The 25,169-nt window shown below is 69.8% G+C and carries 21 protein-coding genes; 10 read left to right on the top strand and 11 right to left on the bottom strand.

Translation table 11 applies throughout. The features are described 5' to 3' along the window. Window positions 1–6 precede the first annotated feature (6 nt). From KCI33_RS08450 to KCI33_RS08425, 6 genes are all read left to right on the top strand, one after another. Window positions 7–1,161, top strand: coding sequence for an acyl-CoA dehydrogenase family protein (locus tag KCI33_RS08450; protein WP_212524342.1), 1,155 nt, complete (start codon window positions 7–9; stop codon window positions 1,159–1,161). Continuing rightward, on the top strand, window positions 1,161–2,297 hold the full coding sequence (locus KCI33_RS08445; protein WP_212524341.1) for a CaiB/BaiF CoA-transferase family protein: 1,137 nt from the start codon (window positions 1,161–1,163) through the stop codon (window positions 2,295–2,297). The genes KCI33_RS08450 and KCI33_RS08445 overlap by 1 nt, the downstream gene beginning before the upstream one ends. Continuing rightward, the gene (locus KCI33_RS08440; RefSeq protein WP_212524340.1) at window positions 2,290–3,132 is read left to right on the top strand and encodes a MaoC family dehydratase N-terminal domain-containing protein; all 843 of its coding nucleotides are present in this window, start codon (window positions 2,290–2,292) and stop codon (window positions 3,130–3,132) included. The genes KCI33_RS08445 and KCI33_RS08440 overlap by 8 nt, the downstream gene beginning before the upstream one ends. Next, window positions 3,129–3,974 carry an aldolase/citrate lyase family protein gene (locus tag KCI33_RS08435; RefSeq protein ID WP_212524339.1) on the top strand — a complete coding sequence of 282 codons (846 nt, stop codon included), beginning with the start codon at window positions 3,129–3,131 and terminating at the stop codon, window positions 3,972–3,974. The genes KCI33_RS08440 and KCI33_RS08435 overlap by 4 nt, the downstream gene beginning before the upstream one ends. Before the next feature lie 108 nt (window positions 3,975–4,082). Then, entirely contained in the window at window positions 4,083–6,422 is a 2,340-nt protein-coding gene (locus KCI33_RS08430; protein ID WP_212524338.1) for a Tex family protein, read from the top strand. Window positions 6,423–6,590: 168 nt separating this feature from the next. Then, window positions 6,591–8,177, top strand: coding sequence for a gamma-glutamyltransferase family protein (locus KCI33_RS08425; protein ID WP_212524337.1), 1,587 nt, complete (start codon window positions 6,591–6,593; stop codon window positions 8,175–8,177). On the opposite strand, the gene KCI33_RS08420 is transcribed toward KCI33_RS08425, so the two are convergent. Beyond that, a complete protein-coding gene (locus KCI33_RS08420; RefSeq protein WP_212524336.1) occupies window positions 8,178–9,056 on the bottom strand; it encodes a polysaccharide deacetylase family protein in 879 nt (292 codons plus the stop codon). It abuts the gene before it with no gap. A gap of 232 nt (window positions 9,057–9,288) precedes the next feature. Here KCI33_RS08420 and KCI33_RS08415 point away from each other — a divergent pair, with 232 nt between their 5' ends. The 4 genes from KCI33_RS08415 (at window position 9,289) to KCI33_RS08400 (ending at window position 13,122) form a co-directional block, all read left to right on the top strand. After that, window positions 9,289–10,371, top strand: coding sequence for a TRAP transporter substrate-binding protein (locus tag KCI33_RS08415; RefSeq protein ID WP_212524335.1), 1,083 nt, complete (start codon window positions 9,289–9,291; stop codon window positions 10,369–10,371). A gap of 86 nt (window positions 10,372–10,457) precedes the next feature. Further along, the gene (locus tag KCI33_RS08410; RefSeq protein WP_212524334.1) at window positions 10,458–10,973 is read left to right on the top strand and encodes a TRAP transporter small permease subunit; all 516 of its coding nucleotides are present in this window, start codon (window positions 10,458–10,460) and stop codon (window positions 10,971–10,973) included. A 3-nt stretch (window positions 10,974–10,976) separates the two neighbouring features. Continuing rightward, the gene (locus tag KCI33_RS08405) at window positions 10,977–12,296 is read left to right on the top strand and encodes a TRAP transporter large permease subunit (protein WP_212524333.1); all 1,320 of its coding nucleotides are present in this window, start codon (window positions 10,977–10,979) and stop codon (window positions 12,294–12,296) included. A gap of 4 nt (window positions 12,297–12,300) precedes the next feature. After that, window positions 12,301–13,122 (top strand): sulfite exporter TauE/SafE family protein, encoded by an 822-nt coding sequence (locus tag KCI33_RS08400; protein ID WP_212524332.1) that lies wholly within the window; start codon window positions 12,301–12,303, stop codon window positions 13,120–13,122. 3 nt (window positions 13,123–13,125) lie between these two features. On the opposite strand, the gene KCI33_RS08395 is transcribed toward KCI33_RS08400, so the two are convergent. The 10 genes from KCI33_RS08395 to KCI33_RS08350 all read right to left on the bottom strand — a co-directional run bounded on the left by KCI33_RS08395 (window position 13,126) and on the right by KCI33_RS08350 (window position 25,023). Beyond that, the gene (locus tag KCI33_RS08395) at window positions 13,126–13,761 is read right to left on the bottom strand and encodes a GntR family transcriptional regulator (RefSeq protein WP_349252193.1); all 636 of its coding nucleotides are present in this window, start codon (window positions 13,759–13,761) and stop codon (window positions 13,126–13,128) included. Between the two features lie 140 nt (window positions 13,762–13,901). Continuing rightward, complete coding sequence (locus KCI33_RS08390; RefSeq protein WP_212524331.1) at window positions 13,902–14,624, bottom strand: DUF1028 domain-containing protein; 723 nt, start codon at window positions 14,622–14,624, stop codon at window positions 13,902–13,904. A gap of 10 nt (window positions 14,625–14,634) precedes the next feature. After that, entirely contained in the window at window positions 14,635–16,425 is a 1,791-nt protein-coding gene (locus tag KCI33_RS08385) for a gamma-glutamyltransferase family protein (RefSeq protein WP_212524330.1), read from the bottom strand. Window positions 16,426–16,484: 59 nt separating this feature from the next. Next, window positions 16,485–17,354, bottom strand: a complete 870-nt coding sequence (locus tag KCI33_RS08380) for an ABC transporter permease (protein WP_212524329.1) — start codon at window positions 17,352–17,354, stop codon at window positions 16,485–16,487. Beyond that, window positions 17,354–18,298, bottom strand: a complete 945-nt coding sequence (locus KCI33_RS08375) for an ABC transporter permease (RefSeq protein WP_212524328.1) — start codon at window positions 18,296–18,298, stop codon at window positions 17,354–17,356. The genes KCI33_RS08380 and KCI33_RS08375 overlap by 1 nt, the downstream gene beginning before the upstream one ends. A gap of 64 nt (window positions 18,299–18,362) precedes the next feature. Further along, window positions 18,363–19,871, bottom strand: a complete 1,509-nt coding sequence (locus KCI33_RS08370) for an ABC transporter substrate-binding protein (protein ID WP_212524327.1) — start codon at window positions 19,869–19,871, stop codon at window positions 18,363–18,365. Between the two features lie 7 nt (window positions 19,872–19,878). Continuing rightward, window positions 19,879–21,000, bottom strand: a complete 1,122-nt coding sequence (locus KCI33_RS08365) for an oligopeptide/dipeptide ABC transporter ATP-binding protein (RefSeq protein ID WP_212524326.1) — start codon at window positions 20,998–21,000, stop codon at window positions 19,879–19,881. Next, window positions 20,997–22,010 (bottom strand): ABC transporter ATP-binding protein, encoded by a 1,014-nt coding sequence (locus tag KCI33_RS08360; protein WP_249138981.1) that lies wholly within the window; start codon window positions 22,008–22,010, stop codon window positions 20,997–20,999. Before KCI33_RS08360 ends, KCI33_RS08365 begins: the two co-directional genes overlap by 4 nt. After that, on the bottom strand, window positions 22,003–22,725 hold the full coding sequence (locus tag KCI33_RS08355) for an FCD domain-containing protein (protein WP_212524324.1): 723 nt from the start codon (window positions 22,723–22,725) through the stop codon (window positions 22,003–22,005). The genes KCI33_RS08360 and KCI33_RS08355 overlap by 8 nt, the downstream gene beginning before the upstream one ends. A gap of 291 nt (window positions 22,726–23,016) precedes the next feature. Beyond that, window positions 23,017–25,023 (bottom strand): erythromycin esterase family protein, encoded by a 2,007-nt coding sequence (locus KCI33_RS08350; RefSeq protein WP_249138980.1) that lies wholly within the window; start codon window positions 25,021–25,023, stop codon window positions 23,017–23,019. Between the last annotated feature and the right edge of the window lie 146 nt (window positions 25,024–25,169).

The raw sequence follows: 25,169 nt of genomic DNA, 5'->3' as shown, positions 1-25,169 counted from the left end.
GACAGCATGTCCGAAGGTGAGCTTGAGGATATCCGCCGCGCCGTGGCGCAGCTTTGCGCCGGGTTCGGCGAGGACTATTGGCGCGAGTTGGATGAAACCGGCGGCTACCCGACCGATTTCGTGAAAGCGCTGACCGAGGCCGGGTTCCTCTCCGCCCTGATCCCCGAGGAATACGGCGGCGCCGGGCTCGGGCTGGTGGAATCCTGTGCCATCCTCGAAGAGGTCAGCCGCAGCGGCGGCCATCCGGGCGCCTGCCACGCGCAGATGTATGTGATGGGCGCGGTGCTGCGGCACGGCTCGGACGCACAGAAACGGGCCTATCTGCCCAAGATCGCCTCGGGAGAGCTGCGCCTGCAAAGCTTCGGCGTGACCGAGCCGACCACCGGCACCGACACCACCAACCTCAAGACAACCGCGGTGCGCGACGGCGACCATTACCGGGTAAACGGCCAGAAGGTCTGGATCAGCCGGGTCGAACATTCCGATCTCATGGTGCTGCTGGCGCGCACCACCCCGCGCGAGCAATGCGCGAAGAAGTCCCAGGGCATGTCTGCCTTCATCGTCGATCTGCGCGCAGCGATCGGCAACGGCCTGACCGTGCGCCCGATCAAGGCGATGATCAACCACCACGCCTGCGAGTTGTTCTTCGACGACCTGATGGTGCCGGCGGAAAACCTGCTGGGGGCCGAGGGCGAGGGCTTCAAGGTGGTGCTGGACGGCATGAACGCCGAGCGCATCCTGATCGCGGCCGAATGCATCGGAGACGCGCGCTATTTCATCGAAAAGGCCACCGCCTACGCCAATGAGCGGGTGGTGTTCGGCCGCCCGATCGGCGCCAACCAGGGCATCCAGTTCCCGATCGCCAGCTGTTTTGCCGACACCTCGGCCGCGGCGCTGATGGTCGAACACGCCGCCCGCCTGTTCGACGCCGGCCGGCCCTGCGGCACCGAGGCCAACATCGCCAAGCACCTCGCCGCCGAGGCCAGTTGGAAGGCCGGCGACGTGGCCATGCAGACCTTCGGCGGCTTCGCCTTCTCCCGCGAATACCATATCGAGCGGAAGTTCCGCGAGACCCGGCTCTACCGCACCGCACCGATCTCGACCAACCTGATCCTCAGCCACATCGCGACCCACGCGCTGGGCCTGCCGCGGAGTTTCTGATGCTACCGATGGAGGGATATACCGTCGTCGCGCTGGAACAGGCCGTGGCGGCGCCGCTGTGCACCTCGCGGCTGGCCGACGCCGGCGCGCGGGTGATCAAGATCGAGCGCCCCGAGGGCGATTTCGCGCGCGGCTACGACGACGCGGCGCAGGGCGACAGCTCGTATTTCGTCTGGACCAACCAGGGCAAGGAATCGGTGGTTCTGGACATCAAGGACAGCGCCGACCGGGCGATCCTGCAAAGCATGCTGGCGCAGGCCGACGTGTTCGTGCAGAACCTCGCCCCCGGCGCGACGGAGCGCCTCGGCCTGGGCTCGGAGAGCCTGCGCCGACGCTACCCGCGGCTGATCACCTGCGACATCTCCGGCTATGGCGAGGATCCGGCGGTCGCGCATCTGAAGGCCTATGATTTCCTGATCCAGGCCGAAAGCGGCCTGGTCGCCATCTCGGGCGGCGAGAACGAACTGGGCCGAGTCGGCGTGTCGGTCTGCGACATCGGCGCGGGCATGGCCGCCTATGCCGCGATCACCGAGGCGCTGCTGCTGCGCGAGCGCAGCGGCGAGGGCGCGTCGCTGAAGGTCTCGCTGTTCGACGTGGCGGCGGAATGGATGACCGTGCCGCTGGTCCATCACGACTACGGCGCCGGCGCCCCCACCCGCCAGGGGCTGCGACACCCCTCGATTGCGCCCTACGGCGCCTATCCCACCTCGGACGGGGCGCTGACCATCCTGTCGATCCAGAACGAGCGCGAGTGGGTGGCCTTCTGCGCCGAGGTGCTGCGGAGGCCGGACATCGCCACCGATCCGCGCTATGACAGCAACACCGCGCGCGTGGCCCACCGCGACGCGATGGACGCCGAGATCCACGCCGTGACCACCGGCATCGACGCGGCCACCTTCCGCGAGCGGCTGGCTGCGGCACGCATCGCCTTCGGCGCGGTCAACGGCGTGCCGGAGCTGTCGCACCACCTGGCGCTGCGCCGGCGCTGCGTCACCACCTCGCAGGGCGACACCCTGACCATCCCGGCCGCGCCGGCGATCTGGGCCGACCATCCGCGCGCGCCCCTGCCGCCCGCCCCCGCGATCGGCCGCGACACCGCCGCCATCCGCGCCGAATTCGGAGAAAGCGATGACTGAAGCCACGCAAGACCTCGACCGGTGGATCGGCCGCAGCGAGACCGCGACCGACGTGCTGGACCCGCGCCCGGCGCGGATGATGGCCAGCATCCTGCCGGCCGGCAGCGCCCTGGAGGAGGGCGACATCCTGCCGCCGCTCTGGCATTGGCTCTATTTCCCGACGGCCGTGCCCCTGGCCGGGCTCGGCCGGGACGGCCACCCGGCCCGCGGCGGCTTCCTGCCGCCGGTCGCGCTGCCGCGCCGGATGTGGGCGGGCGGGCGGTTCGAATTCCACGGCGACCTGCGCCTGGGCGAGCCTGTCGAGAAACGTTCCGAGATCACCAGCATCCGCAGCAAACAGGGCAAGAGCGGCGCGCTCTGCTTCGTCACCGTCACCCATTCCCTGTCCGTCGCCGGCCAGCTCAGGCTGCGCGAGGAACACGATATCGTCTACCGCGACGATCCCGCCCCCGATGCCCCCCGGCCGACCCCCCCGGCGGCCCCCGAGGGCGCCGACCTGACCGAAGAGATCACGCCGAGCCCGGTCATGCTGTTCCGCTATTCGGCAGTCACCTTCAACGGGCATCGCATCCACTATGACCGCGACTATTGCCGCGACGTCGAAGGCTATCCCGGTCTCGTCTTTCACGGCCCGCTGACCGCGACGCTGCTGGCCGACCTGGCGCAACGCGCCGCGGGCCGGCCGCTGGCCGCCTTCGGCTTCCGGGCGGTCAGCCCGCTGTTCGACACCGCGCCCTTCACGATCTCTGTCCGCAGGGGGCCGGAGGGGGCCGATCTCTGGGCCACGGCGCCGGGCGGGGCGCTGGCGATGACCGCGGAGGCGACCTTCCGATGACCCTGTTCCCGATGCGGTCCATCCTCTTCGTGCCCGCCGACCGGCCGGAACTGGCGGTCAAGGCGGCGGGATCGGCCGCCGACGCGATCTGTCTCGACCTCGAGGACGGCGTGGCGCCGGACCGCAAGCCCGCCGCGCGGGCGGTGCTGGCCGACACCGCGGCGCCCCTGCTGGAGGCCGGCAAGCCGCTGTGGCTCCGCGTGAATTCGGAACTGGAAGAAACCGTCGCCGACATCGCGGCCGCGCCCGCCGGCACCGCGGCCATCATCCTGGCCAAGAGCCGCGATCTGACCCATGCCGCGCTGGTCGGCGAGATGATCGACCGCCGCGCCGGGGCGCAGGGTCCCGCCCTCGTCGCCCTGATCGAGGATCCCGCCGCAATCGCCGCCTTCGCGGCGGCCGGGCCGCGGCGCGCCCATTCCCGCCTCGCCGCCCTGGCGCTGGGGGTCGAGGATCTGGCCGCCGAACTGGCTGCCGCGACCGGCTCCGGCCTGATCCGGCGGCAATTCCACGACCTCGTGCTTGCCGCGCACGGGCTGGGCCTGCCCTGCCTCGGCTATCCCGGCTCGATCGCCGAGTTCCGCGACCTCGACGGCTTCGCCGCGCCGCTGGCCGGGGCGGCGGCGGACGGCGCGGTGGGGGGCTTCTGCATCCACCCTGCGCAGATCGCGCCGCTCAACCGCTGCTTCGGCGTCCGCGACGAGGATCGCGACTGGGCCGGGCGCGTGGTCGCGGCCTTCGAGGCCGGCGGCGGCGTCGTGACCGTGGACGGCCGGATGGTCGACCGCCCCGTCTACGAGCGCGCGCGCAAGCTGCTGGCGCGCGCGGCGGGGAACGCGTAGGGCGGCAGCGCGCCGCCGGCGCCCGCGCGGGAAACCGCCGATCTGCCCCCTTGGCGGCCCCGCACGGCGTGGCTAAGAAGGGTCTCCCATCAGACCGGAGGAGACGCCTTGGACCCCGCACGCCGCATTGCCCAGACCATCGCCACAGAGATCGGCGCGCGCCCCGAACAGGTCAGCGCGGCGGTGACGCTGCTCGACGAGGGGGCGACCGTGCCCTTCATCGCGCGCTACCGCAAGGAGGTCACCGGGGGGCTCGACGACAGCCAGCTGCGCCTGCTGGCCGACCGCGTGGTCTACCTGCGCGAACTCGACGCACGGCGGGCGAGCATCCTCGAATCGATCAGGGATCAGGGCAAGCTGACCGGGGACCTGGAGCGCTCCATCGCCCGCGCCGCCACCAAGGCCGAGCTGGAGGACATCTACCTCCCCTACAAGCCCAAGCGCCGCACCAAGGCGATGATCGCGCGCGAGAACGGGCTGGAGCCGCTGGTCGAGGCGATCCTCGCCGACCGTTCCGCCGCGCCCGAGGCGCTGGCCGAGGGCTTCGTCACCGAGGCCGTCCCCACGGTCAAGGACGCGCTGAACGGCGCGCGCGACATCCTGGCCGAGCAACTGTCGGAAAACGCCGGGCTGCTGGGCGATCTGCGCGCCTTCCTGCACAAGGAGGCGTTCCTGAGCGCCAAGGTGATCGCCGGGCAGGAGCAGAGCGGTGCGAAATTCTCCGACTATTTCGACCACCGCGAACTGTGGGCCAACGTGCCCTCGCACCGGGCGCTGGCGATGATGCGCGCCTCGAAGGAGGGCGTGGTGACGCTGGACATCGCGCCCGACCCCGAAACCGGCGCGGCGCGCGCCGAGGCGATGGTCGCCGCCCGGCTCGAGGCCCGCGGCGAGGGGCCGGGCGACGCCTGGCTGCGGCAGGTGGCCGGCTGGACCTGGCGGGTGAAGCTGAGCCTGTCGATGATGATCGACCTGATGGGCGACCTGCGCGCCCGCGCGCAGGAGGAAGCCATCCAGGTCTTCGCCCGCAACCTCAAGGATCTGCTGCTGGCCGCGCCCGCGGGCCCGCGCGCGACGCTGGGCCTCGACCCGGGCATCCGCACCGGCGTCAAGGCCGCGGTGGTGGATGCGACCGGCAAGGTCGTGGCGACCGAAACGCTCTATCCCTTCCAGCCCAAGAACGACCTGCGCGGCGCGCAGGAGGCCATCCTGCGCCTGATCAAGGCGCACGGGGTGGAACTGATCGCCATTGGCAACGGCACCGCCAGCCGAGAGACCGAGCGGCTGGTCAGCGAAACGCTGAAGCTGCTGCCGCGCGAGGCGAAGGCGCCGACCAAGGTCGTGGTCTCCGAGGCCGGCGCCTCGGTCTATTCCGCCTCGGAACTGGCGGCGCGGGAATTTCCCGATCTTGACGTCAGCCTGCGCGGCGCGGTCTCGATCGCGCGGCGGCTTCAGGACCCGCTGGCCGAGCTGGTGAAGATCGAGCCGAAATCCATCGGCGTCGGCCAGTATCAGCACGACGTCGACCAGCACCGCCTGTCGCGCTCGCTGGAGGCGGTGGTAGAGGACGCGGTAAACGCGGTGGGCGTCGATCTGAACACCGCCTCGGCGCCGCTGCTGGCGCATGTCTCGGGGCTGGGGCCTGGGCTGGCCGAGGCCATCGTCGCCCATCGCGACGCGCATGGCGCCTTCCGTTCCCGCAAGGGGCTGCTCGATGTCGCCCGCCTCGGCCCCCGCGCGTTCGAGCAATGCGCGGGCTTCCTGCGGATCCGCGACGGCGAGGAGCCGCTGGACGCCTCCGCCGTCCACCCCGAGGCCTATGGCGTCGCGCGCCGGATCGTGCAGGCCTGCGGGCGCGACATCCGCGCGCTGATGGGCGACACGGCGGCGCTGCGCCGCCTGCGGGCCGAGGATTTCGTCGATGACAGTTTCGGCCTGCCCACGGTGCGCGACATCCTGTCGGAGCTGGAGAAACCCGGCCGCGACCCGCGCCCGAGCTTCGTCACCGCCGCCTTCGCCGAGGGGGTGGAGGACATCAAGGATCTCACCCCGGGCATGGTGCTGGAGGGCACGGTCACCAATGTCGCGGCCTTCGGCGCCTTCGTCGATATCGGCGTGCACCAGGACGGGCTGGTGCATGTCAGCCAGCTGGCCGACCGCTTCGTCAAGGACCCGCATGAGGTGGTCAAGGCGGGCGATGTGGTGAAGGTGCGCGTGACCGAGGTCGACGTGGCGCGCAAACGCATCGGGCTGAGCATGCGCAAGGACGGCGGCGCCTCGGCCCGCGCCGACCGCGCCGCGCGCGACGCCGCCCCGGGGGGCGCGGCGGGCGCGGGTGGCCGCGGCCGCAAGGCGCCGATGCAGGCCGCCCCAAAGGGCAACCCGTCAGGCGGCGGCCAGACCGGCGCGCTTGGCGCCGCACTTCTGGACGCGCTGAAACGGAACTGAGCCGGGATGGCGGCCGCCCCGGCCGCCATCTTCCGACCGCCGGCGTGGGCAAAGTGCAGCACCGCGCCGGGGATGCACCCCGGCACCCGGAAAGCGGTTGACAGGAGCGCGCCACTCCGGGGATGAAACGGGAAATTGTATACAATTTTTCGTCACCCGGAGAGACCCATGATCGAGACAGCCCTCGGCCTCAGCCACGCGATGACCGCGCCGCACCGCACCGCCGCCAAGATCGGCGCCGACGTCATGGAGGCCGGCGGCACCGCGATCGAGGCCATGGTGGCCGCCGCAGCCGCAATCGCCGTGGTCTATCCCCATATGAACGGGATCGGCGGCGACGGGTTCTGGATCATCAAGCGGGCGGGCGAGCGCCCGGTGGGCATCTCGGCCTGCGGCGCCGCCGCCGGGCTGGCCACCCCGGCGTGGTACGCAAGACAAGGGATCACCGGCGCCCTGCCCACCCGCGGCCCGCTGGCCGCGCTGACCGTGCCCGGCACCATCGGCGGCTGGCAGGCGGCGCTGGAGATCGTGCCCGTGGCCCGGCGCATGACCCTGTCAGAGCTGCTGGCCCCCGCCATCAGGCTGGCCCGGAACGGGATCGCGGTCAGCCTGAACCAGGCGCAGACCACGGAGGAGAAGCTGGACGGCCTGAAGGACGTGCCGGGCTTCGCCGGGATCTACCTCGACCACGGCGCCGCGCCCCGCGCCGGCGCCCGGCTGGTGCAGACGGCACTGGGCGACACGCTGGCCCATCTGGCCGAGAACGGCCTCGACGCCTTCTACCGGGGCGAGATCGCGGCGGAACATGCCCGCTTCCTCGAGGAGCAGGGCAGCCCGCTGCGGCACGAGGATTTCGCCGCCTGCCGCGCCAGCACCGTGCGCCCGCTGGAGATCGAGACCAGCCGCGGCCGCCTCTACAACATGATCCCGCCGACGCAGGGCATGTCGTCGCTGGCGATCCTCGGCATCTTCGACCGGCTGGGCGTGACCGAGGGCGAAAGCTTCGCCCATATCCACGGGCTGGTCGAGGCGACCAAACAGGCGTTCCTCGTCCGCAACGCCGAGTTGGGCGACCCCCGCGCCATGCGCCGCGACCCGCAAGGGCTGCTCAGCGACGCGCGGCTCGACGCGATGGCCGCCGCCATCGACCCGGAACGCGCCCTGCCCTGGCCGCAGGAGGCCAAGGCCGGCGACACAATCTGGATGGGCGCCGTGGATGCCGAGGGCACGGCCGTCAGCTTCATCCAGTCGGTGTTCTGGGAGTTCGGCTCGGGCCTGACCTGCCCGCAGACCGGGGTGGTGTTCCAGAACCGCGGGGCGGGCTTCGACCTCACCCCGGGGCCGAACCAACTCGCCCCCGGGAAGACGCCGTTCCACACCCTCAACCCCGCGCTGGCCGAACTGCGGGACGGCCGCGTCATGGCCTATGGCACGATGGGCGGCGAGGGCCAGCCGCAGACGCAGGCCGCGGTCTTCACCCGCTACGCCCATTTCGGCGTGCCCCTGCAACAGGCCGTTACCGCGCCGCGCTGGCTGCTGGGCAAGACCTGGGGCGACGACACCACCAGCCTGAAACTGGAGGGCAACATGGACCCCGCGCTGGTCGAGGCGCTGGCCGTCGCCGGTCACGAGGTGGAGACCGTCCCGGCCTTCTCCAGCCTGATGGGCCATGCCGGCGCCGTGGTGCGCCACCCCGACGGGCTGTGCGAGGCGGCGAGCGACCCGCGCTCGGACGGCGCGGCGCTGGCGCAGTGACTACAGCCCCAGCGCGCGGTGGTGGTCGCTGATCGCGCCTGCGGTGGTCCACCACACGCGGTCGCCGCCCTGCCGCCGGATATGGCGCAGCGCGCGCTCCAGATGCTTCAGCCGGTGCGGCTGCCCCATCAGGTAGCCGTGCAGGGCGATGCCCATGACCAGCGGGCGGCGGGCGCTTTCTTCGGCCATCACGTCGAAGGCGTCGATGATCATGTCGGCGAACTCCGCCCCCTCGCGCCTGCGCCCGACGATCTGGGGAATGTCGTTGAGTTCCTGCGGATAGGGCACCGACAGGATGCGCCCGCCGCGCGTGGCCATCCATGTCGGCTGGTCGTCATGGCACCAGTCCAGCAGGTAGTCGTAGCCGGCCTCCTGCAGAAGGTCGGGCGTGACCGCGCTTTGCGAGATCCACGGCCCCAGCCAGCCCTTGGGTGCGGCGCCGGTTCGTTCGGTCAGAACCTGCGTGGCCTCGACGATCAGGTCGCGTTCCTCCGCCTCGGGCAAGATGCCCTGACGCTCCGCGTTGGTCCGGCCATGCCCCGCGATCTCGTCGCCACGCGCCTGGAAGGCCTCGGCCAGGCCGGGCGCCACGTCGTAGATCCGGCTGTTGACCAGCGCGGTGCAGGGCAGTTCCAGCCGGTCGAACAGCTCCAGCATGCGCCAGGCGCCCACCCGGTTGCCGTAGTCGCGCCACGCGTAGTTCAGAACGTCCGGCTGCGGACCGCCCGGAGTCAGCTCGGCCCCCAGTCCCGCGCCGAAGGCGAAACATTCGATATTCATCCCCAGATACACCGCCAGCCGGGCGCCCCCCGGCCAGCTGAAATCCGGGCGCGCGGTGATCGGCGAAAAGGCATAGCGGCTGTGCTGTGCAAGCGTCATGGAATCGCTCCCTCCGTTTTCCCCACCCATGCCGCGGCGCGGCGCCGAGGCCCAAGCTCAGCCTTGACGCAGGGGTGAGGGGACAGGCGTTTCCCCAGGATTCCGACCAAAAATTCAGCACCGCCCAGCCGCGCGCCGGTCTTTTGATCGCTTGATATTGTATACAAACCAGCCCGCAGGCCCCGATGGACCCGTCACGTTTGGCCATCTCGTATACAAAATGGAGACACTCATGGATCGCCGCAAGTTTATGACCGCAACGGGCCTCGCCGGGGCAGCCGCCCTGTCGGCCCCCGCCGTGGCCCGCGCCGCAACCACCATCAAGTGGAAGATGACCACCGCCTTCCCGCCGGGTCAGCCCTTCTATTCCACCGGCCCCGGCTCGCTGACCGATTTCGCCGACCGGGTGCGCAAGATGTCGGACGGCCGCCTGGACATCCAGGTCTACCACGCCGGCGAACTGGTCCCGGCCTTCGAAGGCTTCGACGCGGTGCGTCAGGGCATCGTCGAGATGAACGGCTGGGTCAGCTACTTCGGCTCGGGCAAGGTGCCCGCCGCGCAGTTCTTCGGCGCCGTGCCCTTCGGCATGTCGACCCAGGGCCAGAACGCCTGGTTCTACATCGGCGACGGCATAAAGCTGTGGAACGAGGTCTACGAGCCGCTGGGTCTCGTCGCCATGCCGATCGGCGCCACCGGCGTCCAGATGACCGGCTGGTTCAACAAGGAGATCAATTCGCTCGACGACATGCAGGGCCTGCGCCTGCGCATCCCCGGCCTCGCCGCCAAGGCCTATGCCCGCATCGGCGTCGACGTGAAACTGCTGCCGGGCGGCGAGATCTTCCCGGCGCTGGAGCGCGGCGTGATCGACGCCGCCGAATGGGTCGGCCCAGCTCAGGACAAGATCCTCGGGCTGAACAAGGCCGCCAAATACTACTACACCACCGGCTGGCACGAGCCGACCACGGTGACCGAACTGGCCATCAACAAGGCCGCCTGGGACGGCCTGCCGGAGGACCTGCAGGGCATCGTCACCAACGCCGCGGCCGCCTGCAACGTGATCTCGCATTCCTGGGCCGAGGCCAACAACGCCGCCGCGCTGAAGGAATTCGCCGCCAACGGCACCGAGCTGCGGACCCTGCCCAAGGACGTGGTCGAGAAGCTGCGCGCCGAGATGGAGCCGGTCTACGCCGAACTCGCCGCCGCCGATCCGCTGTTCAAGAAGGTGATGGAGAACTACTTCGCCTTCAAGGCGGAACACGACATCTGGGCCCAGGCCTCCGAGCAGGTCTGGCACAGCCAGCTGCGCGACGCCTGATCCCCATCGCAAGACAGCAATGAAACGGCAGGCAGCGCGGGTCACGCACTGCCTGCCCGCATTTTCGGAAAAGAAACGAGACAGAAATGAACTTCGCGCTGCGCTTGGCCGATACCATCGACAGGGTGACACGGATCGCGGGCAAAATCGCCTCGATCCTGCTGCTGGCGATGGTGGCACTTGTGTTCTTCAACGTGGCGGGCCGCTACGTCATCGGCACCAGCCCGGTCTGGATGCAGGAGATGGAATGGCACCTGCTGCTGCCCACCGCCCTGCTGGGCATTTCGGTGCTGATGCTGGAGAACGGCCATGTCCGCGTGGACATGCTCTACGACCGACTGCCCCGCCGCACCCGGAGCCTGCTGGACCTGGTGTCTATGTCCCTGGGCGTGGTGATCGCGCTGCTGTTCATCAAATATTCGCTGGGCTTCGTGGACAGCGCCTTCTCGATCCGCGAGGGCTCGCCCGATCCGGGCGGGCTGCCCGCGCGCTGGCTGCTCAAGGCGGTCATCCCCGCAGCCTTCGGCCTGTTCGCGCTGCAATGCCTGTCGAACGCCATCCGCCACGCCGCCGCCCTGCGCGGCCCGGTCCGGGAGGGCTGAGCGATGGAAGAGCTTCTCGCGATCGGCATGATCCTGGGCTTCATGCTGTTCCTCCTGATCGGCATGCCCGTGGGCATCGGCATCGCCGCCGCCGGCTTCCTGTTCGGCTGGATGGGCTTTGGCGATTTCCTGTTCAACCTCAGCCCCGCGCGCATCTACGGGGTGGTGACGAAATACGAATTCCTGGCCATTCCGCTGTTCGTCTACATGGGCGTGATGCTGGAGAAATCCCGCGTGGCCGAAGACATGCTGGAGGTGATCGGGCGACTTTCGGGGCGGCTGAACGGCGGCATGGCCATCGCGCTGATCGTGGTCGGCGTGCTGATGGGCGCCTCGACCGGGATCGTGGGGGCCACGGTGGTGACACTGACCATGCTGACCATGCCGGTGCTTCTGCGGCGCGGCTATGACGGCGGCGTCGCGGCAGGGGCGATCTGCGCCTCGGGCACGCTGGGGCAGATCATCCCGCCCTCGCTGGTGCTGATCCTGCTGGCCGACATCATGGGCGAAAGCGTCGGCACGCTGTTCGCCGCGGCGATGATCCCGGGGCTGATGCTGGCCGGGCTCTACATTGTCTACATCCTGATCCTCGGGAGACTGCGGCCGCATCTGGTGCCCGCCATCCCCGCCGAGGAGCGCGCCGGCCTGACCGGCTGGCCGCTGGCCGCGCGCGCGGTCAAGGCGCTGGCGCCGCCGCTGCTGCTGGTCGGCGGCGTGCTGGGCTCGATCATCGGCGGGCTGGCCGCGCCGACCGAGGCCGCGGGCGTCGGTGCCGCGCTGTCGATCGCCATCGCGGCGCTCTACGGCCGGCTGAGCCGGGGCATGATCTGGGAGGCGGCGCAGGGCGCACTGCGGATCTCGGCCATGATCTTCTTCATCCTGGTCGCGGCGCAGGTCTTTTCCATCGCCTTCCGCGGGCTGCATGGCGAGGACCTGGTCAAGGACATGCTGGCGCTGTTGCCCGGCGGCGAGACCGGCGCGCTGATCTTTTTGATGGTGCTGCTGTTCGTCCTCGGCTTTTTCCTAGAGTGGATCGAGATCAGCTATATCGCGCTGCCGCTTCTGCTGCCTTTCTTCAAGGAGCAGGGGACCGACATGATCTGGCTGGCCGCGCTGATCGCGATGAACCTGCAGACCTCCTTCCTGACGCCGCCCTTCGGCTGGGCGCTGTTCTTCCTCAAGGGGGCGGCACCGAAGGGGGTTACGACCGCGATGATCTATCGCGGGGTCTTGCCCTTCATCGCGATTCAGGCCATGGCTCTCGTGCTACTGTATACAATTCCCGGCATCGCCACTTGGCTGCCAAAGACGATCGGATGGTAACGACATGAGCGAGATTGCTTCCTACCTGCCGCTGGCCCTCGGACTGGGGGTCGCGGCCATCGTGGCCGGGCTGATGGCCGGGTTCCTGGGCGTGGGCGGAGGCATCGTTCTGGTGCCGGTGCTGTTCTGGCTGTTCACTTTCATCGACTTCCCCGACACGCTGTCGATGCACATGGCGGTGGCGACCTCGCTCGCCACCATCGTGTTCACCGCCATCTCGTCGATGCGGGCGCATCACAAGCGCGGGGCGGTGGACATCCCTCTGGTCAAGAAATGGGGCGTGCCGATCGGCCTGGGCGCGCTCGCCGGCGGGCTGGTGGCGCGCTACATCGACCCGGCGGGGCTGAAAATGATCTTCGGCTTCGTCGCGCTGCTGGTGGCGGTCAACCTGGCCACGCCGCGCACGCTGGTGGTCTCCGACGACCTGCCCAAGTCGCCGGTCACCAATGTCGGGATCGCGGGCGCGATCGGGCTGGTGTCCTCGCTGATGGGGATCGGCGGCGGCACGCTGGGCGTGCCCACGCTGGCAGCGTTCTCCTTCCCCATCCACCGGGCGGTGGGCACGGCGGCGGCCTTCGGCCTGATCATCGCGCTGCCGGCGGTGGCGGGCTTCGTGCTGTCGGGGCTGGGCGTGCCGGACCGCCCGCCGCTGTCGGCGGGCTATGTCAGCCTGCCGGCGGTGCTGATCATCATCCCCTTCACCACGGCGCTGGCGCCGGTGGGGGCGAAGCTGGCCCATGATCTCGATGCGAAATGGGTGAAGCGCGGCTTCGCCCTGTTCCTGGGCATCACCGCGGTTCGGATGCTGCTCTCCGCCTTCGGCTGATCGTCACTGGCGCTGCGCCAGCACGGCCTCGGCGGCGCCGTGCAGATGCTGGCGCAGCGCCGCCTCCACCCCCGGCCGGTTGCGTGCGCGCAAGAGCTGCACGATCAGCGCGTGCTCCGCGTTCGAGCGCCGCATGCGGTCGATCTGATAGAGCTGCGACTTGCGGAAAGGCGCCAGTTTAAGCCGCATGTCGAAGGCCATCTGGCTGAGGTCGTCATTGCCCGCGCCCCGGAAGATCAGCGCGTGGAACTCGCTGTTCAGGGCCTCGTATTCCTTCGCCGCCCGGTGCGAGGCCATTTCGGACATCGCGCGATGGGCGGCCTCCAGCCGGTCGAGCGCGGCCTCGTCCATGCGCTCGGCCGCGAAGCCGCCGCACAGCGCCTCGATCTCGGCCATCGCCTCGAACATGGCGAGGATGCGCTCGGGGTTGAAATCGCGCACCACGACACCCTTGAACGGCACCCTCTCGGCCAGCGAGCGCGACACGATGTTCTGCAACACCTCGCGCACCGGGGTCCGAGAGACGTTGAAACGCTGCGCCAGCGCGACCTCGTTCAGCCGGGTCCCCGGAGCGATCTCGCCCGAGACGATCTCGGCCTCGAGCACTTCGAGGATCATGGCACTGTGGACGTTCTTCACGCGTGGTCTTTCCTGCTGGGCATGTGGGGCGCCGGGAGGGGCGCCGCCCAGCCCGGGCGCCGCCCAGCCCGGGCGGCGCGTTCGGCGCCATCTTGGCCCAGTTTCCGGGCGGAGGAAAGCCCGCCGCCCGCAGGCGACAGTCACCCCCCGGCGGCGGCGCGGCGCCGGTCTGCCTCCGCGATGGCGCGGTCGATTTCGGTGCGATCGGTGACGCCCGAGAAATTGTCGCGCGTCGGCATCGCGTCGGCCACGAACAGGTAGCGGTGATGCGCCACCTCGTAGAGGCGGCGCAACTCGGGCAGCGGATCGGGGTGATCGTCGGCGCGCAGGTCGATCCAGGGGTAATCCTCGCCGCGGTGGATGCGCAGCGCGGCCGATTGCTTGCCGCGCTTGTCGCCGCCTGCGGCCTCGCCCGCCTCCATCGCGCACATCAGCCGTTCGGCGAAGGGCAGGTCCATGTTGTCGAGATAGGCGGCCAGCGTGTCGGCGATGACCTGCCCGCCCGCCAGCATGTTGCCGGCGACCGACACGCCCTCGGCCTGCACCTGGCCGGCCCAGTCGATGCATTTCGCGCCGGTGTGGGCGGCGATGTTGCCCGCCGCGTCGATCATGTGGATCTGGCGCTGGTCGCGGCCCTCGTCGCGGGCCAGCAGATCGGCCAGCACATCGGCGGGCAGCGCGCCCGCCGCCAGCCGGTCGGCCGCCTCGATCCCCCAGAGCGGGCTGACGAAGGCCTGGGTCGCCACCGCGCATTTGCCGCCCCGGACATGCGGCACCAGCGAGCCCACCGCGAAGAAGCGGCTGGCCACGGCGACGCCGAACTGGCCGGTCGCGGGGTCGCGGGCAACGATGGAATAGGTCATGGCGCTCTCCTTACCGCCCGATGGCGTAGGCTTGCATCAGGCGCGGGGTGGCGGCGGCGCGCATCCGCCCGTCGGCCTCGCGCAGCGCGGCGGTCAGGCGGCCCACCGACCAGGGCTCGGCCACCTCGACATCGTGGCCGCGGCGCCTCAGTTCCGCGATCGTGGCCTCGCCGAAACTGGGCTCCAGCATCAGGTGTCCGGGCCGCGTGCCGCGCGGGTAGAAGGACGCCTGGCTGTGCCATGTGTGGAACAGCGGCGCGTCGATCGCCTCCTGCAGGTTCGCGGTCTGGTGCGCCAGACGCAGGAAGAAGATGAGCTGCCACTGGTCCTGCTGGTCGCCGCCTGGCGTGCCGAAGGGCATCCACGCCCCGTCGGCTCGCGACGCCATCGAGGGCGACAGCGTGGTGCGCGGGCGCCGGCCCGGCACCAGCGAGGTCGGCAGCCCCTCTTCCAGCCAGAACATCTGCGCCCGGCTGTTGAGCGGCATGCCCAGGCCCGGCACCACCGGCGAGGATTGCAGCCAGCCGCCCGAGGGCGTGGCCGAGACCATGTTGCCCCATTTGTCGATCACGTCGAGATGCACGGTGTCGCCGCGCTTCTCGGTCAGATGCGCCATGGTGGGCTCGCCCGCGCCGGCGCCGGGGCCCGCGACCGGGCGGCGGCCCGCGCGCGCGATGAACGCCTCGGCCCAGGCCTCATAGCCGGGGATGGCGCCGGGGCGCTGCTCCAGCGAGGCGGTCGCGCCGATCAGGGCCCGGCGCTGCGCGGCGTAGTCCTTCGACAGCAGCGTCTCGACCGGAATGTCGCTGAAATCCGGGTCGCCGTAATAGGCCTCGCGGTCGGCGAAGGAGAGCTTCAGCACCTCGGTGATGGTGTGCACGAAATCGGGGCCGTTGGGGTCCATGTCCGCGATGCCCGAACCGTCGAGCACGCGCAGCGATTGCAGCAGGCTCGGCCCCTGCCCCCACACGCCGGTCTTGTAGACCGTCCAGTCGCCGTAATCGACGGACAGAGGCTTTTCATAGCTCGCCTGCCAGTCGGCCATGTCCTGCCCGGTCAGCACGCCCTTGCGACGCCCGCCCGCGGCATCCATCACGCAGGCGTCGCGCATCCAGGCGTCGACCGCCTCGGCCACGAAGCCCTGGGAGAAGGCCCGGCGCGCGGCGTCGATCTGCGCCTCGCGACCGCTCACGGCCTCGGCCTCTTCGACCAGGCGACGCCAGGTCGCGGCGAGGTCGGGGTTGGTGAACAGCGCGCCGGCCTCCGGCGCCTTGCCGCCGGGCAGCCAGACCGGAACCGAGGTCGGCCATTCCTCGTGGAAGAAATCCGCGAGCCCCGCGATGGTGTTCGCCACGCGCGGCAGCATCGGGTGCCCGGCCTCGGCGTAGTGGATCGCGGGCTCCAGCACCTCGCGCAGGCTCATCGAGCCGTGGTCGCGCAGCAGCAGCATCCAGCCGTCGAAGGCGCCCGGCACCACGGTCGCCAGAAGGCCCGAGCCGGGGATCATGTCCAGCCCCTCGGCCTTGTAATGCGCGATCGTCGCGCCCCTGGGCGCCACGCCCTGCGCGCAGACGACGGTCGCGTCCTCGGCGCCGGCGGGGCGGAAGATCAGCGGCAGATCGCCCAGCGGGCCGTTCAGATGCGGCTCGACCACGTTCAGGACGAAGCCCATCGCCACCGCCGCGTCGAAGGCGTTGCCGCCCTTTTCCAGCAGGCTCATGCCCACGGCGCTGGCGATCCAGTGAGTCGAGGTCGCCATGCCGAAGGTGCCGGCGATCTCGGGGCGGGTTGTGAAAGTCATGATATCCCTTCCGTCTTGTCCCGGCGCACCGGGCGTTCTTGTCAGTCGCGGCGCGTGGCTCAGTGGTCGCGCGGGTCGAGCGCGTCGCGCAGCCCGTCGCCCAGCAGGTTGAAACCCAGCACCACGAGGAAAATGGCGATCCCCGGCCACATGGCCATCCAGGGGGCCTGTTCGAGGAAATTCTTGGCGATGTTCAGCATCGACCCCCAGGACGGCGAGGGCGGCTGCTGCCCCAGCCCGAGGAAGGACAGCGACGCCTCGGCGATGATCGCGGTGGCCACCGTCAGCGTCGCCTGCACCAGCAGCGGGGGGAAGATATTGGGCAGGATGTAGCGCCAGATGATCGCCAGGTGGCTGAGCCCGATGGCGCGGGCGCTTTCGACGTAATCCTCCGTCATCACGGTCATGGTCTGTCCGCGCGCCAGCCGGATGAAGACCGGCATGGCCGACAGGCCGATGGCGATCATCGCGTTGGTCAGCGACGGCCCGAGGAAGGCCGCCAGCGCGATCGCCAGGATCAGGAACGGTGCGGCCAGCAGCGCCTCGGTCACGCGGGAGATGACCGCGTCGGTCCAGCCGCGCGCATAGCCTGCGGCGACGCCCAGCGGGATGCCCAGGGCCAGCGCGATCAGCACCGACACGACCCCCGCCAGCAGCGAGGCCTGCGCCCCCCAGACCATCCGCGACAGCACGTCCCGGCCGATCTCGTCGGTGCCGAAGGGATGCGCGGCCGAGGGTGGCTTGCGCACCGCCAGCCAGTCGGTCTCCAGCGGCCCCGGAATGGGCAGCAGCGGCGCCAGAATCGCCACGACGACGAAGAAGATCACCAGCACCGCGCCGAGCAGCGCCGAGGGGTTGGCGCGCAGCTTGGTCCAGACCCGGCTGCGCGGGCGTTGCGGGACTGCGGGGGCGTCGGTCACGGCGGTCATCAGTCGTCCCTCATGCGCGGGTTGAGAATGCGGTAGGCGGCATCGGCCAGGATGTTCATGGCGATGAAGGCCACGGCGGTGCACAGCACGATGCCCTGCACCACGGCGTAGTCGCGGTTGAACACGGCATCGACCACCAGCTTGCCGAAGCCGGGGATGGTGAAGATCTGCTCGGTCAGCACGGCGCCGGCCAGCAGTTCGCCGAACAGCAGCGTGGTCACCGTGACGATCGGCACCAGCGCGTTGCGCAGCGCGTGCTTGACCACCACCACCCGCTCGCCCAGCCCCTTGGCGCGGGCGGTGCGAACGTAGTCGGATTTCAGCACGCCCAGCATGGCCGAGCGCGTGTGCCGCATCAGCGTGGCGGCCAGGCCCGTGCCCAGCACGAAGGCCGGCATGATCATCGTCTGCAGCGATTGCAGCGGGTCCTCGCTGAGCGGCACATAGCCCGAGGCGGGCAGCAGCCCCCATTTCACCGAGACCAGAAGGATCAGCATGATGCCCAGCCAGAAATTCGGGATCGACAGGCCCGACAGCGCCACCACATTGGCCAGCCAATCGACCCATGTGCCCTTGCGATAGGCCGAGATCACGCCCGCGGGCACCCCGATCACCAGCGCGATCGACAGCGCCATCACCGCCAGCTGGATGGTGACCGGCAGCTTTTCCCCGATCAGCGCCAGAACCGGCTGCTGGGTGCGCAGCGAGATGCCCAGATCGCCCTGCAGCGCGCCGCCGATCCAGTAGAAATATTGCATGTGGATCGGATCGTTCAGGCGGTATTTCGCGCGCAGGAATTCCAGAACCTCGGGGTCGCGCTCTTCGCCGGCCATGGCCAGCACCGGATCGCCCGGCAGCAGTTTCTGCAGGGTGAACACGAAGATCGAGATCAGCAGGATCGTGGGGATCGCGATCAGGATGCGGCGGGCGAGAAAGCCGAACATGGGGCGAGCTCCGGAGGTTGAAGGGGTGGCCCGGCGGCGGGTGCCGCCGGGCCGGTTGGTCAGCTCATTCCGCGAACGACACGCCTTCGAGGCGGATCATCCCGTCGGGATAGGGGACGAAGCCTTCGATCTTGTTGTTCAGCGCCCAGATCCACGTCACATGGTAGAGATAGATGATGGGCTGCTGTTCGTTCAGGATCTCGCGCGCGGCGTCATAGGCGGCCTTGCGCTCGGCCGTGTCGGTCGAGATGCGGGCCTTGTCGAGCAGCGCATCCACCTCGGGCATGCAGAACTTGGAGTCGTTGATGCCGCCATTGCAGGTCTGGAACTGATGGATGTTGCCATCGGGGTCCACGCGGCCCGACCAGCCGACCTGGCTGGCGGTGTATTCGCCGGCGGACTGATCCTTGAGCAGGGTGGCGAATTCCTTGGCCACCAGCTTGATGTTGATGCCCGCCTCGGCGGCCATGGCCTGAACGACCTGCATCATCTGCATCTGCACCGGGTTGTTGGCGACCTGCACCTCGATCTCGACGCTGTCCACGCCAGCCTCTTTCAGCAGGGCCTTGGCGGCCTCGACATCGCGCTCGGGGACCGGGAAACGCTTGTCATACCAGGGCGAGGTCGGCGGGAAGGGCTGGTTGCCCGGCGCGAAGGCGCCCTCGAACACGACCTGGTTCAGCACGTTGCGGTCGATCGACAGCGACAGCGCCTTGCGGATCGCGGCGTTCTGGCCCAGCGGATTCTGCGCGCGCTCGCCATTGTTGATGTTGATGGTGATGCCCTGGTAGCCCAGCGACACCGCCTGCTCGACGGTCAGCCCGTCATCGGCCTTGGCCGAGGCGAGGTCGGTCGCGGCCAGGCGCTCCAGCATGTCCAGATCGCCGGCGCGCAGGTTGGCCAGGCGCACGGTGGTGTCCGGGATCGGCAGGAAGGTCACGCTGTCGAAGTGGATCTCGTCGGCGTTCCAGTAGCCGTCGTATCGCTCAAGCACGATACGGTCCTGCTGCACCCGCTCCTTGAACTTGAAGGGGCCGGAGCAGACCGGGTTGAGGCCGAAATCGACGCCCATCTCGGCGGCGGCCTTGGGCGACAGCATCATGCCCGCGCGGTCGGCCAGCTGCGCCAGCAGCGTGGCGTCGGGGGCCTTGAGGTTGAGCTTGATGGTGTAGTCGTCGACCACCTCGGTCGAGGCGATGGACTTCACCTCGGACTTGCGGCGGCTTTCCGGCAGGGTCTGGCTGCGCTCGATGTTGGCGGCCACGGCGGCGGCGTTGAAGGGCTCGCCGTCATGGAAGGTCACGCCCTCGCGCAGGGTCATGGTCAGGGCCATGCCGTCGGCGGACCATTCCCAGCCGGTGGCCAGCTGCGGGATGATCTCGAGATCCGGCGTGATATCGACCAGCTTGTCGCAGAGCGAGGCATAGACGATGCGGCCGACGAAGGTGCGCGACTGGTCCGGGTCGAGGATATCGGCGTCGTCCTGAAGGCCGATGCGTAGGTCGGCGGAGAAGGCGCTTGTCGCCGCCAGCCCGAAGGCCAGCGCAAGCGCCGCGGTCTTGGATCGTGCCATGGTTGTCTTACTCCTTGTTGGATGGGAATGGCGGCGGGGAATTGTCGGAGGGCTTGGCGCCCTCACTTGTTGCGCGCGCAGCGCGATACAGGTTGAACCGCTTTTCGGCGGCCGGAGCGCGCCCCGCGGCACCCTCCACCAACCCGTTCAGGGAAAGCTCCTCGTGGCGGTGGCAGGCGACGGACTCGCCCTCCGCAATCGGCGCCAGCCGCGGCCGCTCCTGCCGGCAGCGCGCCTCGGCATAGGGGCAGCGCGGGTGGAACCGGCAGCCCGGCGGCGGCGCGATCGGGTTGGGCGGATCGCCCTCGACCGCGTGGCCCTTGGCCCGCGCGCCCACCCGCGGCACCGGGATGGCCGCGATCAGCGCCTCGGTGTAGGGATGCCTGGGATTGGCGAAGATCTCGTCCACCGGGCCGACCTCGACCAGTTCGCCGAGATACATCACGCCGACCCGGTCGGCCATGTGCCGGATCACCGCCAGGTCGTGGGCGATGATGATCAGGGTCAGGCCGAATTCCTCTTTCAGGTCCTCCAGCAGGTTCACCACCTGCGCCTGGATCGACACGTCCAGCGCCGAGACCGGCTCATCCCCGATCAGCACCTTGGGCGAGGCGGCGAGCGCGCGGGCGATGCCGATGCGCTGGCGCTGCCCGCCCGAGAATTCATGCGGGTAGCGGTCGGCATGCTGCGGCATCAGCCCCACCCGCGACAGCAGATCGGCGACGCGGACGCGGCGCTCCTCGCGGGTGCCGATGCCGTGGGCACGCAGCGGCTCCTCGATCAGGGCGCCCACGGTCATGCGCGGGTTCAGCGACGAGAACGGGTCCTGGAAGATGAACTGAAGGTCGCTGCGCAGCGCGCGCATCTCCTTCTGGCCGAGCTTCGAGATGTCCTTGTTGTCATAGATCACCGCGCCTTCGCTGGGGTCGATCAGGCGCACCAGCATCCGCGCCAGCGTGGACTTGCCGCAGCCGGATTCGCCCACGATGGCGAAGGTCTCGCCGCGGCGGATGCTCAGGTCGATGCCATCCACCGCGCGCACCTCGATCGGCGCGCCGAACAGCGGCTTGTGGGTGACGAAACGGCGCTTGAGCGCGCGGGTCTCCAGGATGATGTCGGGCCTGCTCATCGCGCGCCCCCCAGCGTCTGCAGCGGCTCGGCCGCCTGTTCCAGCGGCGCGCGCCAGCACGCCACGCGATGCCCGCCGCCGAAATCGCTGAGCGGCGGCGCCTCGGCGCAATCGGGTCCGGCGAAGGGGCAGCGCGAGGCGAAGCGGCAACCCTCCGGCATGGCGTCGGCGGGCGGCACGACGCCGGGGATGGTCACCAGCCGGCCACCGCGCGGCCCGAGATCGGGCATCGAGCTCATCAACCCGATGGTGTAGGGATGCTGGGGATCGTCGAAAATGGCCTTGACCGGCCCGGCCTCGACGATGCGCCCGGCATACATCACCGCCACCTTGTCGGCCATCTCGGCCACCACGCCCAGGTCATGGGTGATCATGATCAGCGCGGCGTTGGATTCGGCCTGAAGGTTGCGCATCAGGTCCAGCACCTGCGCCTGCACGGTCACGTCCAGGGCGGTTGTAGGCTCGTCCGCGATCAGCAGCGCCGGGTCGTTGGCCAGCGCCATCGCGATCATGGCGCGCTGGCGCATGCCCCCCGACATCTGGTGCGGGTATTCGTCCAGCCGCTTTTCCGGCGCCGGGATGCGCACCCGCATCAGCATCTCCAGCGCGCGGGCGCGGGCCTCTTCGTGGCTGGCACCGCGGTGACGGCGCACGGCCTCGGCGATCTGCTCGCCAACCTTGATGGCGGGATTGAGCGAGGTCATCGGCTCCTGAAAGATCATCGCCATGCGGTCGCCGCGGATGTCCTTCAACTCTGCGATGGGCAGGTGCAGCAGATCGCGCCCCTCGAACATCGCGCGGCCCGACATCAGGCGCGCCGGCGGCATCGGCAGCAGGCCCATCAGCGCCAGCGCCGTCAGCGACTTGCCGCAGCCGGATTCGCCGACGATGCACAGGGTCTCGCCCCGCTCCAGCGTCAGGGAGACCCCGTCGACCAGGTTCGTCGGCGCCTTGCCGAAGCGGATCGAAAGGTCGGTGACCTCAAGAAGCGGCGCGGCGTCGTCAGGCATCTTCGACCCTTTCGTCATTCAGGACCTGCACCATCTTGTCGGACAGGGTGTTGAGGTGGGCGCGCATCGCCTCTTCGGCGCCCACGACATCGCCGGCCTCGATGCAGTCGATCAGGTGGGTGTGCTGCTGGTGATAGAGTTCCCTCGTCTCGCCGGTGCGCGCCTTCTGCCGCAGCAGGCGCCATGCCTCGGAGGAGCGGATCTCGTCGAGCAGCGAAAAGGCGGTCAGCAGGACGCGGTTGCCGGCGGTGCGCGCGATCAGCCGGTGCAGCGCCCCGTCCCACAGCTCGGCCCCGTCGGGATCGGCGGTCTCGTCGATGCGCTCGGCCAGCAGGCGCATCCGGCGCACGTCGTCGGGCTTGGCCCGTGCGGCGCAGAGCCCGGCGAGCGCGGGCTCGATATAGAGGCGGGCCTCGGCCACCTCGGAGGCGCGGGTCTGCCCCGCGATCTCGGCCGCCAGAACCCCGGTCGGATCGGGCGGCTGGCCGACGAAGGTGCCCTTGCCCTGCCGGCGCCAGACCAGCCCCTCGGCCTCCAGCGCCTCCAGCGCGCGGCGCACCGCGCGGCGGCCGACGCCCAGCGTCTCGGACAGTTCGCGCTCCGTCGGCAGGCGGCCGTCCGGGCCGGCCTCGCCGCTGCCCACCATGTGCCGCAGGCGGCGCAGCACCAGCGAGGAGTTCTCGCCTGACGTTCTGGGCGACGGGGCGTCGGACATGGGGGTGTATCAATCCCTGATTGGTTCACCGACAGCCTGACCCATCCCCGCAGGGAGTCAATACTTTTCTTTCAAGAATCCTCCGGCCTTCGGATGTTCCCAAAAGAATCGGCAATCTTCGCATAATATTGCGACATTGACGGGCGCAGGCCTGCCCCCCTGCCCAAGTTTTGGGCCGTGATGAATTTCCCAAAGGTTCGCCTGCGTGCATCCCACCTTGCCCGGTCGGCGGACGGCACCCGCCGCAGCCGCCCGGCGTCCCGAGGTCCCCTGTGGCGCCGCGCCCGTGGCTCAGGTGCCGAAGGGGTAGGTGTCCGGCAGGCCCTCCGCCTCGCGCCGCACCGGCAGCGGCGTCACCGCGCTTGTCCGGTCGATCCAGATGTATTCGTCGAACTGCCGGGACAGCTCCGCCTCGAAATAGTGGCTGGCAAGCTCGTTCTCGGGCCGGTAGATCACCCCGATCGCCCGCTCCAGCCGGGGCGTGGCCAGCTCGGTCCCCACGTCCAGCTCGTGGCCGGGCCGCAACGGCAGGATCAGGCCGCGCGCCTCGGTCAGGTGGAACTGCCGCTCGTAGCTTTGGGCATGGGCAGGACGGATTTCCTTGACCTCCATCGGCCCGTCCCAGGCCGAGGCCGCCGCCACCGTGCCGTGATCGGTGCCGAAGCCGATGCGATAGGCATCGGGCCCGAAACCCCGCGCGCAGAGCTCGCCCAGGTTCCTCTCGCCGCGCTTGGACATCTCTGTCGCGCGTGCGTCGCCGATATGCGAGTTATGCGCCCAGACCACCGCCTTGGCCCCGGCGCCGTGATGCGCCATCACCGCCTGCAGCGTGTCGAACATGTGGTCGTCGCGCAGGTTCCACGCGGTGCGCGAGCCATAATACATCGCCCGGTAGTAGCGCTCGGCATTTGTCACCAGCTGCGCGTTGCGGGTGGCGTCGAGGAACCGCGCGCCGTCCCGGCCGATGAGCGCGGCGCGCTTGCGGTGCAGTTGCACGAGGATTTCCGTCACGTCGCCGGCGCAGTCGCGGTAGGCGCCGGTCAGGGCGGCGTGGCCATAGGCGGCGGGATCGGCCTCCCAGGGCGACAGGCAACCGTAGCGCTTCCGCGCCAGCGCGGCGAGGTCCGGGTCCTCCTCGTCGAGATAGTCGAGGATCGCGCGGGCCGAGCCGTAGAGGCTGTAAAGGTCCAGCCCGTAGAACCCCACGCGCGCATCGTCATGCTCGCCCGCGTTGTGGGCACGCAGCCAGTGCAGGAAATCCCGCGTCTCGGCGTTGCGCCACATCCAGGCGGGAAAGCGGGCGAAGGCGGCCCAGTCCTCGGAGGGCGCCCCGCGGTGGCGCACATAGGCGTCGAGTCGCGCCGCATCGGGCCAGTCGGCCTCGGCCGCGACGATGGAGAATCCCTTCTCCTCGATCAGGCGCTGGGTGATGCGCGCGCGCATCCGGTAGAATTCCGAGGTGCCGTGGCTGGCCTCGCCGATCAGCACCACGCGGCGCGCGCCGATCCTCTCGATCAGCGGATCGAGATCGGCTGTCGCGACATCCTCGAAATCCTGCGCCCGGCGCAGGATCAGGGCCGGCAGGCTGTCGGCGGTGACGGGGCGGTGCTGGATCACGCGGGGCGGCCCGGGCTCGCGGCGGCGCATCTCGTCCTCCCAGCCCTGCGGCCCCAGCAGCGGCACGAAGCGCACGTCGGCGAGGTCCTCGCGGTCGAAGCGGCCGCCGTCGCGGCGGGTAATGCGGACGATCTCCTGCGCGTGGAGGTCGTCGCCGACCGCCACCACCAGCCGCCCGCCCCTGGCCAGCTGCGGCTTCAGCGGCTCGGGCACGAAGGGGACCGCGGCGCGCACGAGGATCGCGTCGAAGGGCGCCTCGTCCATCCAGCCGCGGCTGCCCTCGTCATGCAACACATGGACATTCAGGTGCCCTGCATCGGCCAGCGCCGAGGCGGCCTTCTCGGCCTGCGGCCCGTCGGCCTCGATCGCGTAGACATCGCCCGCGATCCGCGCCAGCAGCGCCGCCGCATAGCCCGCGCCGAGCCCGATCAGCAGAACCTTCTCGCCACCCTTCAGCGCCAGCGCCTCGACCAGGTAGGCGGTGACATGGGGCGAGGCCATCCAGTGCCCCTCGGCCACGCGCAGCGGCAGGTCCTCGTAGGCCCGGTCGTGAAGATGCACCGGCAGGTAACGTTCCCGCCGCTCGTGGCGCATCGCCTCGAGCACCTGCGGGTCGCGCACGCCACGGGCTCGGATCTGCTCGGCGACCATGCGTTCGCGTTTCACAAAATCGTCGGACATTGCTCTTCCTCCCTGCTCCCGCAGGGTATCACAGCTTGCGCGCATTGGGTTGATCCCGATCAACCCACGGCCCCGCGCCGCCCACGCGGCCGAGATTGACATCGGTCAACGACGCGTGGCGCGCGACGCGCGACCCTGCCCCCGAC

The sequence above is a fragment of the Actibacterium sp. MT2.3-13A genome (genome assembly GCF_018139985.1).
Classification (GTDB): domain Bacteria; phylum Pseudomonadota; class Alphaproteobacteria; order Rhodobacterales; family Rhodobacteraceae; genus JAGSOU01.
Note: the sequence above shows the minus strand (reverse complement) of the source record. Positions and strands in the feature narration are given on the sequence as shown.

Coding starts and splice junctions, on each gene's coding strand:
- KCI33_RS08450 (WP_212524342.1), top strand. CDS start 7: ATGTCCGAAGGTGAGCTTGAGGATATCCGCCGCGCCGTGGCGCAGCTT.
- KCI33_RS08445 (WP_212524341.1), top strand. CDS start 1,161: ATGCTACCGATGGAGGGATATACCGTCGTCGCGCTGGAACAGGCCGTG.
- KCI33_RS08440 (WP_212524340.1), top strand. CDS start 2,290: ATGACTGAAGCCACGCAAGACCTCGACCGGTGGATCGGCCGCAGCGAG.
- KCI33_RS08435 (WP_212524339.1), top strand. CDS start 3,129: ATGACCCTGTTCCCGATGCGGTCCATCCTCTTCGTGCCCGCCGACCGG.
- KCI33_RS08425 (WP_212524337.1), top strand. CDS start 6,591: ATGATCGAGACAGCCCTCGGCCTCAGCCACGCGATGACCGCGCCGCAC.
- KCI33_RS08420 (WP_212524336.1), bottom strand. CDS start 9,056: ATGACGCTTGCACAGCACAGCCGCTATGCCTTTTCGCCGATCACCGCG.
- KCI33_RS08415 (WP_212524335.1), top strand. CDS start 9,289: ATGGATCGCCGCAAGTTTATGACCGCAACGGGCCTCGCCGGGGCAGCC.
- KCI33_RS08410 (WP_212524334.1), top strand. CDS start 10,458: ATGAACTTCGCGCTGCGCTTGGCCGATACCATCGACAGGGTGACACGG.
- KCI33_RS08405 (WP_212524333.1), top strand. CDS start 10,977: ATGGAAGAGCTTCTCGCGATCGGCATGATCCTGGGCTTCATGCTGTTC.
- KCI33_RS08400 (WP_212524332.1), top strand. CDS start 12,301: ATGAGCGAGATTGCTTCCTACCTGCCGCTGGCCCTCGGACTGGGGGTC.
- KCI33_RS08390 (WP_212524331.1), bottom strand. CDS start 14,624: ATGACCTATTCCATCGTTGCCCGCGACCCCGCGACCGGCCAGTTCGGC.
- KCI33_RS08385 (WP_212524330.1), bottom strand. CDS start 16,425: ATGACTTTCACAACCCGCCCCGAGATCGCCGGCACCTTCGGCATGGCG.
- KCI33_RS08380 (WP_212524329.1), bottom strand. CDS start 17,354: ATGACCGCCGTGACCGACGCCCCCGCAGTCCCGCAACGCCCGCGCAGC.
- KCI33_RS08375 (WP_212524328.1), bottom strand. CDS start 18,298: ATGTTCGGCTTTCTCGCCCGCCGCATCCTGATCGCGATCCCCACGATC.
- KCI33_RS08370 (WP_212524327.1), bottom strand. CDS start 19,871: ATGGCACGATCCAAGACCGCGGCGCTTGCGCTGGCCTTCGGGCTGGCG.
- KCI33_RS08365 (WP_212524326.1), bottom strand. CDS start 21,000: ATGAGCAGGCCCGACATCATCCTGGAGACCCGCGCGCTCAAGCGCCGT.
- KCI33_RS08360 (WP_249138981.1), bottom strand. CDS start 22,010: ATGCCTGACGACGCCGCGCCGCTTCTTGAGGTCACCGACCTTTCGATC.
- KCI33_RS08355 (WP_212524324.1), bottom strand. CDS start 22,725: ATGTCCGACGCCCCGTCGCCCAGAACGTCAGGCGAGAACTCCTCGCTG.
- KCI33_RS08350 (WP_249138980.1), bottom strand. CDS start 25,023: ATGTCCGACGATTTTGTGAAACGCGAACGCATGGTCGCCGAGCAGATC.